Below are 12,745 nucleotides of genomic sequence, written 5' to 3' on the forward strand. Positions count from 1 at the left end.
CCCACCTCCCGGCGGGGAGGGGACAGCCCGGCTGCCAACTCGTCGAGAATCTAAAAGAAACCCGTCAGCCTTCGTAGACGTGCGGAGCGAGCGTACCCACGTATGGGAGGCTGCGGTACTGCTCGGCATAGTCGAGTCCGTACCCGACCACGAATTCGTTGGGGATGTCGAACCCGATGTACTTCACGTCAACCTCAACCTTGGCCGCATCAGGTTTACGCAGCATCGCGGCAACCTCGATCGAGGCGACCCCGCGCGAACGCAGGTTCGAGATGAGCCAGGACAGCGTCAGACCCGAGTCAATGATGTCCTCGACGATGAGCACGTGACGGCCCGTCAGGTCCGCATCCAGGTCCTTGAGAATCCGTACCACGCCCGAGGACTTCGTGCCCGAGCCATAGGACGACACGGCCATCCAGTCCATGGAGGTACGCGTGTGCTTGAGCTTGCGGGACAGGTCGGCCATCACCATGACAGCGCCTTTGAGCACCCCCACCAGCAGCACATCGCGGTCCGCATAGTCGGCGTCGATCTGCGCCGCCAGTTCATCAAGCTTGTCCGAGATCTGTTGCTCGGTCAGCAGGATGTGCTTGATGTCTTGTTCACGTGCAGAACCCACGGGGATGCTCCTCGATGTCGAAGATGTTGCGTACTTGCAAGAGTGTGAAGTGGCGCGGGACGTTCCGCGGCGCACTCATTCAAGGGTAGGCGGTGAGATGGTGATGTGACCACTCGCCCGCCACGCTGTGAACGCCCCCGGGAGGTCAATTGGTTTTTGTCCACGCCAGTGCGTGACGAGGCGTTCGATTTCCTCGACATGCCGGTATTTCAGCGGTCCAGCGGGCACTCCGGCTCTGAGCGCAGCGGCCCGTAGCGCCCTCGTGCGCAGCGCCCGTGGCGCTGTTTCGAGAGGCGCGAGGCGCAGTGTGACGTGCATTGCATTTCTGCTTTCCGACGAGTCGGGTACGGTTCCCAGCCCCGCACCCTCAGCATCGGGCTGGCCTGCGTTCGGTTCTCGCGCCACAAGTGCCTGCGTCAGCAATTCCTCTGCAAGCGCGTCGAGCGCATCGGCGTCATCCTGCGACTGGGCGGCTGTGCGTGCGAGGGTGTCCGCGATCCGCGGACCCAGTATCTCGTCGAGAAGCGGCAGAACCCGGCCACGCACCTGCGACCGCAACGGACCATCATGCGCAGCTAGGTTGGTGGGATCCACCCAGAACTCAAGACTCGCGTGTGCGCAGACGGCCTCCGTGTCGGCGCGGGTGAGAGCGAGATAGGGACGGCGGAAGATGCCGATACGTGGGCGCATTCCTGCGAGCGAGCGCGTGCCGGAGCCTCTGGCAAGGCCGAGCAGGACGGTTTCGGCTTGGTCGTCGAGCGTGTGCCCGAGCAGCACGGTGTGCGCTTCATGCCGTTGCGCGAGTTCGGTGAGCGCGCGGTAGCGAGCAGTGCGAGCCGCTGCCTCAAGGCCTCCGGTCCCGGCACCTTGAGGCACTTTCACGCGCACGGTTTCGACGATGTCGATGCCCAGTTCCTGGCAGGCGTGTGCTGCTGTGGCGATCACCGTATCGGAGCCGGGTTGCAGTCCGTGGTCAACGAGGAATGCCGCGGTACGCCATCCCTGCCGCCGTGCGAGAAACGCGAGTTCGCTGGCGAGCGCAAGCGAATCTGCACCGCCTGAGCACGCGACCGCGATGGTAGCCCCCGGCCCCAGATCGGCCAGTTCGGCCCGCAATGCGTTGCGGGCGCGCATGACCGCGCGAGGAGGTGTGGTCACGCCGCGTTGTCTCCGGTTTCGGTGGATTCGTCAGGTGTTGGCTCCGCCGCTTTGGAAGCGTCCAGCAGCACATCAGTGCGCTCAACCCATAGAGCAACCTGCTCCAGCTCCGCAACGGTTGGGAGGAACTCGGGCGCTGTGAACACCCGATTGAAGCCCTCGATCCCCACTCGCTTCTGTGCCTCGCGCACGAAGTGCGCTCCTACCCGATACTGAGTCGATTTCTGATCGAGTCCGCTGACCCGCCCTAACGTCGCCACAAGGCGTTTGCTCTCTTTGCGACGAGCATCAAATTTCCGGCGCAGCATACGTCGCGCGGGAAGCACGGAGGCTGGCACGAGATCCATGATGACTTCTGCATGTCCCTCCAACACGGTCATGAGCGCGGTGATCCTCGCGATCTCCTCGCGCTGCTGATCGTTCAGGAGCCGGTCAATGACCGAGTCCCTGCCGCGTAGCGATTCCGCGAGCGCACGCGCCCATTCAAGCAGCGAACTCTCCGAGTCGAAACTCCGCACGACCGTTTCAAGGCGTTCGCGCATGTAGCCTGGCAGCCAGTCGGCAGCAGCGAACTGGAGCGCGTGCGTGTACTCGTGCAGGGACACCCACAACGCGAACTGCTTGAGGTCAACCGCCATCGCACGTTGGAAGACGAGCACGTTTGGAGCCACGAGCAGAAGTTGGCCCGGAGAACTACCCCGTTCACGAGTGGACTCGAGGTTGGGTGCGAACTGTCCGAGTGTTTTCTGCGCCAAGAACGTGAGCACGGCAGTGGTCTCAACCGTCCCGTTCAGGTCGCTCGGGTCTGGGACCCCCTCAAGCGGCTCCGCCTCATCCACGCCGAACAGATCCGCCATGGACTTGGCCGCGTAGTGTGCCCAGCCCGGACGATCCACGACAAGGACATCGGCCAGATGGTCCGTGTGAAGATCCAGATGCCGTGCGCTCGGCTGTAGTCTGCTCGTGGCTCGCACATGTTTCTCTGCAACGGCCGCCTGCTCTCGCAACGCAGACACGACCTCCTCAGCCTTGAGTTTCGAGACTCCTGGACCGGGGTTGACGATAGTGCCCACAAGGCGGGCCGACTTCTCCCAGGAGGTTTGCGGCTGAGGCCGTGAGCGGACAAGAGGAGCCGCGAGTTCCTTCACGAACTCCTTGAACTGCATCGTGTTCCCGCCTTACCAAGCACCCTGAGTGCCTACCGTGCTTTTTTGCCTGTGGGTCCATGGCCCGTGGCCTTTTCCCGGGTCACTGCCACGTCATATGCTTCCGTACCGCAGATGTGTCCCCTTGAACTTAGCCTAGTTGCAGCCGCATTCCGAGACTTTTTCCACGAATGCGTCGACAGCGCGCCGCACACCCCACTGAGCGCCAGGCTCTGTCTTGTCTGCGATCACAACAAAGTTCAGTTGCCTCTGGTCAAGTGTGACAAGGGTGCCCGCGAGCGCAGTCACCCCCGTCAAAGATCCGGTCTTGGCGCGTACGAGCCCTCGTCCATTGCGTAACTCGTAGCGATCGTGCAAAGTTCCGTTCAGGTAGCCAACCGGAAGATTGATCACTCCAGTGTTCAGGTGCGGGTACTCCGGGGAAACCATGAGATTCAAAATGTCGTTGACCAGTTGAGCCGTCACCCGCGATGTGTCTCCAAGGCCCGAGCAGTCCACCAGGTCCACGCCAGTCGTGTTGAGGCCAAGTTTCTCAAGTCCCTGAACCACAGCAGTCGTGGCTCCCGCGAACGATGCGGGCAAACCACGGTCAAGCGCAATCGTATGACCCACGATCTCTGTGATGGCGTTGTCAGAGGTCTTCAGGAAATACGAGACGATATCGGCGATGGGCGCTGATTTCACCTCCGCGATCACCGCCTCGTTGCCCGTGCTCATTGCCACGCCAGGTGAGTTGAACGTCCGATGCGAGACCTTCCCCTCGACGGTGATACCGCGCTCCTTGAGACGTTCCGCGAATATCTTGGCTGCCTCAACCTCAGGATCACGGTAACGGGCCGCGTATTCGCCCTCACCCTTGCGCGCCACGTCAACCGCGAATGCGGACACAGGTGCCACCCAGCCCGCTGAAACGCTGTTCTCTTCCCACGGCCCGATGTCGTTGCCAATGAAAATCGAGTCATCCACATAGAGCCGCACCGTCTCGGTTCCATCAAGCTTCAGCCTGCTCGCCGCCTGATCCGAGAGTTCCGCCAGCCCTGCATAGCCGTTGGTCGTCGTGACGTCCCCCGCCTCTGCGGCAAGCATCATGTCGCCCTCACCAGCCAGGTAGAGGCTGTCACCGGATCGTAGAACCCGAGTCCGGAGCTGTTTGTCGTGATTGAGCTGATCCAAGGCGACAACCGCAGTCAGAAGTTTCTGGACGGAGGCAGGGACAACCCGCTTCGTTGGATTGTGGCTCGCGATGATCTCCCCACTCTGAGAATCGGATACCACCACGGCGACGCTCTTACCGAGCACATCCTCGTCATCGACCAGTTCATCGACGAGTTCTTGAACGGCGGCGGCTGACGGGATGGATCCGTCGAGCGCATGGTTCGGCACCTCGATTGTGTCTGAGGACTCAGGGAACACCACCGTGGGGAACGGCTCGGGCGCAGGTATCTCCGGCGAATTGGTCAACATGCCGGGCACGCGGTCATTGATGTCCGCCCACACGTATCCGCCCGCTCCGATGAGCGCGATCACGAGTGTGCCGCTGACTACTTTCGACATCAGTCCCACGGTCGGTTCATTCCTTTGGCTAATTGCGGTTGGGCATACACGGTACCGCACGCATTGCTGGTTGCACTGTCAATCAGCGTCGCCACGGACACCTCTCGCATCGGCGGGTCGGCCATGCGGGTGAGTCCAGCCTATGGGTGCGGGACACGGATCACAACGATTTACCCCATGTCGCGTAGGATTGTCGTTTACCCTTGAGAAGGTCAGGAAGACCTGCTTACCAGTCTAATAAAGACACCTCCTAGGCGCGTAACCCGCCCAGGTCATGGTGCATCGGAGGAACATCGTGGAATTCGACGTCACTATCGAGATTCCCAAAGGTCAACGCAACAAGTACGAGGTTGACCACAAGACGGGCCGAATCCGTCTGGACCGCATGCTCTTTACATCGACTCGTTACCCAGATGACTACGGTTTCATTGAGGGCACTCTTGGTGAGGACGGCGACCCGCTGGACGCACTGGTACTGCTCGATGAGCCAACGTTTCCTGGGTGTTTGATCAACTGTCGCGCTTTGGGCATGTTCCGCATGTCCGATGAGGCCGGCGGCGATGACAAGGTGCTGTGCGTACCAACCGCTGATCAGCGTGCGGCGTGGCGTCAGGACATCGATGACGTGTCCGATTTCCACCGCCTTGAGGTTCAGCACTTCTTCGAGGTCTACAAGGACCTGGAACCAGGCAAGTCAGTAGAAGGCGCCCACTGGGTGGGTCGTGCAGAAGCTGAGGCAGAGATTGTCCGTTCGTTCGAGCGTGCGAAGGAAGCCGGCTACTACCACGATCACTAAGGGCATTGCGCGTGGTAGGGGCCGCAGCGTTGCAAGGCACCTGCCAACGAGTAATCGGACGTAAGTGATCGTCCACACGCACGACCACCAAAGGGGTCGTGTCTCTTCCACTCTTCTGAGCAGTTCGGTGGATGACTTACATACGAGTGGGTCTTGGCCTTTAGCCAAGACCCACTTTTGTGTCTTCTAGTCGATGCTGGACTAGGTTACGGGCGTCCTGCGTATGGCATGAGCCGAGAGTCGTACCGTACCGAGGTGATCCGCAGAGGCACGCCAGGCTGTGACGCCTCGATCATCTGACCGTCGCCGATGTACATTGCGACGTGTGTGATCGAGTCGGCATCGTTTGTGGCCGCACCGGACCCCCAGAACAACAGGTCGCCTGGCCGCATGTCCGAGATCTTGATCTTGAGCACCTGCTTGTACTGCGAGCGGGACGTACGGGTGATGTTCACTCCGGCCGCCGCCCAGGCAACCGACGTCAGCCCTGAGCAGTCGAACGCGTTGGGCCCGGTCCCACCGAACTGGTAGGGCTTCCCAAGATGCTTGCGGGCCTCGGCTATCGCGGTTCTCCCCTTTGCCGCGCTTCCAGACGAACGGCCCTTACCCAGTCCATAGGGGTCGGAACTAGGTGGTGTTGGGGTTGATGTGGGGCTCGGCGACGGAGTGCTCGTGCGGGTCGGCGATGGAGAGGGACTCGATGTCGGTTCGGGTTCCTGTGTTGGCTCTGGCTCACTTGTGCGAGTCGGAGTCGGCGATGGGCTGTTCGTGCGCGTGGGCTCCGGTTCCGGTTCGGTTGTCTGCGTCGGTTCCGCAGTGCGCGTGGGCTCGCTCGTGCTCGGTTCTGGTTCCGGACTCTGGCTTGGCTGCGGACGCGGTGCCTCATCTACCTCGACGTTGTTGTCTTGGTTTTGCTCTTCTTGACGTGCGATGCGGTCACGTGCAGCCTGTTCTTCCGCTTCTTGGCGTTGGCGTGCAAGTTCGTCCTGGCGGCGTCGTTCCTCTTCGATCGAGGCTTGGCGTGCGGCAGCGGCCTGCGCGATGAGTTCACCTCGACGTGTTTCAGCCTCTCTGGTCTTCTGTTCAGCCTGGGCTTCAAGTAATTGGGCTTCGGCGAGCGCATCCGTTGCGGCATCGCGCTTCTCGCGCGCCTCTTGGGTTGCCTCACGGGCTTTGCGCTGCAGGATCTCGGCGACGAGCTTATCCACCTCGAATTGTTGCAGACGTTCATCGGTCTTCGCATTGACCTTGTTGAGCGCCTCAGCTTCGATGACCAGGGTTTCGAGGCCGTCTGCGAGCAGGAATGCCCCCAAGGCATCCAGCGAGTTTGAGCCACGCGAGGATTCACGGGCAATGCGTGCGATGAACCTGCGTGACTCCTGGGCGCGCTCGCCTGCAACCTGAGCTTTCTCTGCGGCAGCATCCGCAAAGTCAGACGCCTTCTGGTACTCCTCAACAGCCGTCACATACTCTTCGCCAGCCTGTAACACCGCCTCGTAGGCGGCCTGCTGCTCGGTTTCGAGTTGAGCGATTGCAGCGTCGAGCTCCGCAAGAGTCGTGGCATCGCGCGCCGTGTCCGAGGGGTCGTCAGGTTCCGCAACTGCGGGCACGGCAAGCGGCATCGACACCAGCAGGAGTGATGCGATCACGGTGGAAAGGAATCGCAGGGCTCTCGGCTTACGTGCCTGAGGTGCGGGAACTGTCGCTGACATGGGTGAGCCTGGCGTGAACTTTCTTTGTATGGGTAGATCTCCTCATTCGAGACTACTAAGGGTGAAGCGTTTGTGGTGGGCGAAACGCAATAGTTCACACTTTTCTGACAAGTTTTCGCGCCTTTGGATTGGCGACGATACGAATCATCACCCCACACCTTCTGACCACACCGAAGGGCCAAAAAGAGCCCGGAGGCGTGTACAAAATACACACACCCGGATCAAAAAGGCCCCACCGAGTTGTGAGGGATGGGCAGGAGTTGAGAGGCGAGAGGAAGTTGAGGAGTGAGCGGGGGGTAAGGAAGGCTGCATGCAAAAGGGACTACTGCAAGCAAAAGACCCATCCAATCGATGGGCAAAAAGAGGCCCAAGTGCGCATCTAAACATCAGGTATCCGGACTAAGAACAGCCCATCGGACAGTTTGTACTCTAGCGGTCGTTGCAACAACCATGCTGTGTTTAACCTCAAGGACAGAACGTTTAGCACTCAAGCACAGAAACACCGAAATCCCAGAATGTGGATGCTTCTGTTTTGAATCGTGTCCACAAGATGAGAATTCCCGCCAAAATACTTTTCCATCGCCGCCTAGACGTGACATGGTCTAAACCATGACCAAGCGAATGTGTTGCTGACCACCCACTCAACGGCTCCCCTGCAGCCAAGTGGTCACCCGCCCATGCATTCGCGTCCCGCCTGACCGAAGCCCAGCCTTGCACTGACGCTGGCCCGGATCACACGCGAATTCACGGCGAGCATGACAATCATGCGCACCACGCAGCCAGGGTGGCACCAACCACAACCCACCACTGACTCGGAGAACACCATGACCTCAGCCAACTGGTCCTTTGAAACCCGCCAGGTACACGCCGGACAGGAAGCAGACCCAACCACGGGCGCCCGCGCACTACCGATCTACCAGACCACCTCGTTCGTCTTCCCTGATGCACAGGTCGCCGCCGACCGCTTCGCACTCAAGGATCTCGGACCGATCTACACCCGCATCGGCAACCCCACCCAGGGTGTCGTGGAAGAACGCGTTGCCTCGCTTGAAGGCGGAGTCGGCGCGCTCCTGCTTGCTTCCGGTCAAGCGGCAGAGACCTTCGCGATCCTCAACATCGCTGAGGCAGGCGACCACATCGTCGCAAGCCCTTCGCTGTATGGCGGAACCTACAACCTGTTCAAGCACACGCTCAAGAAGTTCGGAATCGAGACCACCTTCGTTGAGGACCCACACGACCTCGACCAGTGGCGCGCTGCCGTCAAGGACAACACCAAACTGTTCTTCGCGGAGACGATTCCCAACCCGAAGGCTGACATCCTCGACATCGAGGGCGTGGCTGGCGTGGCGCACGAGATCGGCCTGCCACTTATCGTGGACAACACGGTTGCGACCCCGTACCTGATCCGTCCATTCGAGTGGGGCGCGGACATCGTCGTGCACTCGGCGACCAAGTATCTGGGCGGACACGGCACAGCGATCGGTGGCGTGATCGTTGACTCGGGTAACTTCGACTTTGCTCAGTACCCGGAGCGTTTCCCCAACTACAACACCCCTGACCCGTCCTACAACGGCCTCGTCTATGCGCGCGACCTCGGGGTGAACGGAATTCTCGGCGCGAACCTCGCGTTCATCCTCAAGGCTCGCGTACAGTTGCTACGCGACCTCGGTTCGGCGATCTCACCGTTCAACGCCTTCCTGATTGCGCAGGGTCTCGAAACCCTGTCACTGCGCATCGAACGCCACGTTGAGAACGCACAGAAGATCGCGCAGTGGCTTGAGGCTCGCGACGATGTCACCCAGATTCACTACGCAGGGCTCGAGAGTTCACCCTGGTATGCGAACGCGCAGAAGTATTCGCCGCGCGGTGCTGGGGCGATCGTGGCGTTTGAGGTGGAGGGTGGTTCTGAGGCTGGGCAGGCCTTCGTCTCGGCTCTCAAACTGCACTCCAATGTGGCAAATATCGGTGACGTGAAGTCGCTCGTGATTCACCCAGCGTCCACCACCCACTCCCAGTTGACCGAAGAGGCCCTCCTGGCGGCTGGGGTAACCCCTGGGCTGGTTCGCCTGTCCGTGGGTATCGAGAACGTCGATGACATCATCGCCGATCTCGAACTGGGCTTTGCCGCTGCCGCGGCAGTGGCAGGCGAGAACTAAATCTCGCACGCAAGGTTGATGTAATGATGCGCGCGTGGTGTCCGATTGGTAGACACCGCGCGCGCATCAGCCCATAGAAGGCAATATCGTGATCAGTATGAGTTCGAGCCCGCAGTTCCAAGCACGCGAATGGGTCCGGGATTCCACCCCGGTTCGCCCAGTGAGCCTGCGTGCTCGGATGCTTCCTGTCTCTGGTGCCTGGCGCACCGGTTCACCCGCTGGGCTTCGCTCGTTCATGCATATCGGTGACTTGGAACTCGAGGCCGGTGGCGTGCTCCCCAACGTATCAGTCGCGTATGAGACGTGGGGCACGCTCAATGAGGCGGGCGACAATGCCATCTTGGTTCTGCACGCACTGACCGGTGACTCCCATGTCACCCGCAACACCGCTCATCCCATCGAGGGTGAATCCGCAGGTTGGTGGGAGGACATGGTTGGTCCCGGCGCACCCATCGACACGAACAAATTCTTTGTGGTGGCCCCCAACGTCCTGGGTGGCTGTCAAGGCACCACCGGTCCAGCCACCAACGCACCCGACGACAAGCCATGGGGCAGTCAATTCCCGGTCATCACGATTCGAGACCAGGTATCCGCCGAAATCGAATTCACCAAGGCGCTTGGCCTTACCTCGTGGAGTCTGATCATCGGTGCGTCCATGGGCGGTCTACGGGTACTCGAATGGGGCATCATGGGGCCTGAACGCGGCGTTCGCGTTGGTGCGCTCGGCGTTATCGCCGCCTCGTCCCAAGCCACTGGGGACCAGATCGCTTGGGCACACCCACAGATCGCAGTGATCGAGGCTGACCCGTACTTCAACGGCGGCGACTACTACGACGCTCCCGACGGCGAGGGCCCCACAACCGGCCTCGGCATTGCACGGCAGATCGCGCACACAACCTACCGTAGCGCCCGTGAACTCGACCAGCGGTTTGGCCGAATCCCGCAAAACGCGGAGGACCCCATGTATGGCGGACGGTTTGCCGTCCAGTCCTACCTTGACCACCACGCGGACAAGTTGGCCAAGCGGTTCGACGCCAACAGCTACCTCGTCCTGACCCAAGCGATGCTCACACACGATCTAGGGCGTGATCGAGGCGGCATACGCGATGCGCTCAAACTCATCAAGTGCCCCACACTCATCGTTGCGGTGGACAGCGACCGATTGTTCCTGCCACAGGAATCGCACAAGATGTCCACGCTGATTCCCGGTGCGGAGCCTACCAAGATCCTGCACTCAGACTTCGGGCACGACGGATTCCTCATTGAGTTCGACCAACTCGCGCCGATGGTTGGCAAGTTCGTGCGCAAGCATGTTGGGGTCTAGCCTTCACGTAACCTCCTCACAAGTTGGCCTGTAGAAGAGCCGTCTGGGACGTTTTGACGATCCAGATAGCTTTCAGCAGTCGTACAGTGGAGGCATGCGAGCAGGAGTAGTTAGTTCATTTGACCCAGACAATCCGCTGAACGGCCTGTCCATCATTGATGTGCCGGAGCCAGAGAACCGCGAACACTGGACCACAGTTGACGTCAAAGCCGCGAGCATCAATCATCACGATGTATGGTCGCTGCGTGGTGTGGGCCTACGCGAACAGCAACTTCCCATGGTGTTGGGAACTGACGCGGCGGGAACGACTCCGGATGGACGGCGCGTGCTCGTGCATGCTGCAATCGGCGTGGATGGACACGGTGTCGGGCCCAGGGAGCGCCGCTCGATCCTTTCCGAGAAGTTCCCCGGCGCACTTGCAGAGCGGGTATCCGTTCCGACCGCCAACCTGATCGACATCCCAGATGACATGCCGTTCGAGATCGCGGCCTGCCTACCCACCGCATGGCTCACGGCCTACGCCCTGCTGTTTAGAGGCGCTGGGCTCACTCCAGGTCAATCAGTTCTGATACAGGGTGCTGGTGGTGGGGTCGCAAGCGCGGCCATCATTCTCGCGCGTGCTGCAGGCGTCACCGTGTACGCGACCTCCCGCAGCGCAGCCAAACTCCACCGGGCCTGCGAACTTGGTGCGATCCCCATCGAACACGGGGAACGTCTCCCTCAGCGGGTTGACGCGGTGGTTGAGACCGTGGGCAAGGCGACGTGGAGTCACTCAGTGGCTTCTGTCAAACCGGGTGGCATCATCGCGATCGCCGGTGCCACCACGGGAGACGCCACGGCAGCGGAGCTCGCGCGCATCTTCTTCCAGGAAATTCGCGTTCAAGGGGTTACGCTAGGCACACGCGACGAACTCACGGCCCTCGTGAACTTCGTGGCATACAACAAGATCAGCGTACCGATCGACTCGATCTACACCCTGACTCAACTGCCGCAGGCACTCGGAAAGATGATCGATGGAAACCTCTTCGGAAAAGTCGTGATCGTCATGGAGACTCAATGACCCAAGGCCCTTCATCCCGCGCAACCGGGCCACAGACCAACGCTCAAGAAAACAGCCCTGTCGAGGAATCGTCTGAAATCGACGCAGACCAGTTGTCCAGCGATCCGCATATGAGGTGGACTCACACCCTGAGGCCACGCAGTTTCACGGAACTGTTCACGCAGCTCGGTGACGCCGAGCCTGGTCCACCGGGTTCGGCATATCGCGAGTGGCACCCCGACATTCTGGGAGCGGATTATCTGTATTCGGTGATTGACCTGGGCGAGGATGACGAGGGGCCGCTTGAGGCGACGATCGTCAAATATCAGCCACGCAGCTACCAGCGCACGGCACGCGCGGTGTTGTACATTCACGGCTGGTCCGACTACTTCTTCCACACCGAGACAGCGGAGTTCTGGCACGGGCAGGGTGCTTCCTTCTATGCAGTTGACCTCCGCAAATATGGGCGCAGCCTACGCGAGGGACAGACTCCGGGCTACACAAACGATCTGAGCGTTTACGCTGATGAGATCTCCGCCTGCCTGGCCATCATCCGTGAGGAACTCGGTACGAACGTGCGCGTCATGCTTATGGGGCATTCAACGGGAGGCCTCACCGCCTCGTTGTGGGCACATCACAATCCTGGTCAAATAACTGGCCTGGTGCTGAACTCTCCGTGGCTCGAGTTCCAGGGGTCTGAATTCATGCGCGTGCTCTCGCAGCCAACCCTTCAGCAACTCGCCCGGCTCAACCCCAAAGCGGGGATGCCCAATATCGATCAGGGCTTTTACACACGGGTTGTGTCCAAGGAGTTCGACGGAGAGTGGCAGTACAACCCCGAGTGGCGTCCAAACCTCTCCTTCACGGTGCGTCCCGGTTGGTTGAGTGCGATCAGCAGTGGTCATGCCGAGGTGGCCCGCGGACTCGATATTAAGGTGCCGGTGCTTGTCCTTGCCGCCGAGAAGACATCTATCGGCGTGCGCTGGATCGAGGCGATGCGCACAAGCGACTCTGTACTCGATGTGGATATGACCGTACGTAGGGCCGTGCAGTTGGGTACCAACGTTACGATCAATCGCATCAAGGATGGCATCCACGACCTCGCGCTGTCACCGCGCCCAGTCCGCGACAAGTACTACGCTGCAATCACGCAGTGGACTCTCGCGTATGGCTGGAACATCCTGTGAGTTGCGTTTCCGCTTGGCGACGACCCTGCAGGTT

Annotated in this window: 10 protein-coding genes; 5 read left to right on the plus strand and 5 right to left on the minus strand. The window is 60.5% G+C overall.

From position 1 onward, the window contains the following. Window positions 1-64 precede the first annotated feature (64 nt). From hpt to ACFSYH_RS13210, 4 genes are all read right to left on the minus strand, one after another. Window positions 65-619: a hypoxanthine phosphoribosyltransferase gene (gene hpt / locus ACFSYH_RS13195; RefSeq protein ID WP_377467559.1), complete on the minus strand. Its 555-nt coding sequence runs from the start codon at window positions 617-619 to the stop codon at window positions 65-67. 75 nt (window positions 620-694) lie between these two features. Beyond that, complete coding sequence (gene tilS / locus ACFSYH_RS13200) at window positions 695-1,777, minus strand: tRNA lysidine(34) synthetase TilS (protein ID WP_377467561.1); 1,083 nt, start codon at window positions 1,775-1,777, stop codon at window positions 695-697. Further along, entirely contained in the window at window positions 1,774-2,943 is a 1,170-nt protein-coding gene (locus ACFSYH_RS13205) for a zinc-dependent metalloprotease (protein WP_377467563.1), read from the minus strand. The genes tilS and ACFSYH_RS13205 overlap by 4 nt, the downstream gene beginning before the upstream one ends. A 135-nt stretch (window positions 2,944-3,078) precedes the next feature. Beyond that, window positions 3,079-4,497, minus strand: a complete 1,419-nt coding sequence (locus tag ACFSYH_RS13210; RefSeq protein ID WP_377467565.1) for a D-alanyl-D-alanine carboxypeptidase/D-alanyl-D-alanine-endopeptidase — start codon at window positions 4,495-4,497, stop codon at window positions 3,079-3,081. A 295-nt stretch (window positions 4,498-4,792) separates the two neighbouring features. Here ACFSYH_RS13210 and ACFSYH_RS13215 point away from each other — a divergent pair, with 295 nt between their 5' ends. After that, window positions 4,793-5,293, plus strand: coding sequence for an inorganic diphosphatase (locus tag ACFSYH_RS13215; RefSeq protein WP_377467567.1), 501 nt, complete (start codon window positions 4,793-4,795; stop codon window positions 5,291-5,293). Between the two features lie 206 nt (window positions 5,294-5,499). Here the strand turns inward: ACFSYH_RS13215 and ACFSYH_RS13220 are convergent, their stop codons facing one another. Next, a complete protein-coding gene (locus ACFSYH_RS13220; protein ID WP_377467569.1) occupies window positions 5,500-7,005 on the minus strand; it encodes a C40 family peptidase in 1,506 nt (501 codons plus the stop codon). 764 nt (window positions 7,006-7,769) lie between these two features. On the opposite strand from ACFSYH_RS13220, the gene ACFSYH_RS13225 reads away from it, so the two are divergent. From ACFSYH_RS13225 to ACFSYH_RS13240, 4 genes are all read left to right on the plus strand, one after another. Next, window positions 7,770-9,161, plus strand: coding sequence for a bifunctional o-acetylhomoserine/o-acetylserine sulfhydrylase (locus ACFSYH_RS13225; RefSeq protein WP_377467571.1), 1,392 nt, complete (start codon window positions 7,770-7,772; stop codon window positions 9,159-9,161). Between the two features lie 97 nt (window positions 9,162-9,258). Beyond that, entirely contained in the window at window positions 9,259-10,485 is a 1,227-nt protein-coding gene (metX, locus tag ACFSYH_RS13230; RefSeq protein WP_377467573.1) for a homoserine O-acetyltransferase MetX, read from the plus strand. 94 nt (window positions 10,486-10,579) lie between these two features. Continuing rightward, window positions 10,580-11,545 (plus strand): zinc-binding dehydrogenase, encoded by a 966-nt coding sequence (locus ACFSYH_RS13235; RefSeq protein ID WP_377467575.1) that lies wholly within the window; start codon window positions 10,580-10,582, stop codon window positions 11,543-11,545. Further along, window positions 11,542-12,711, plus strand: a complete 1,170-nt coding sequence (locus ACFSYH_RS13240) for an alpha/beta hydrolase (protein ID WP_377467577.1) — start codon at window positions 11,542-11,544, stop codon at window positions 12,709-12,711. The genes ACFSYH_RS13235 and ACFSYH_RS13240 overlap by 4 nt, the downstream gene beginning before the upstream one ends. Window positions 12,712-12,745: the final 34 nt, after the last annotated feature.

The organism is Populibacterium corticicola (genome assembly GCF_042683685.1).
GTDB lineage: Bacteria > Actinomycetota > Actinomycetes > Actinomycetales > Cellulomonadaceae > Timonella > Timonella corticicola.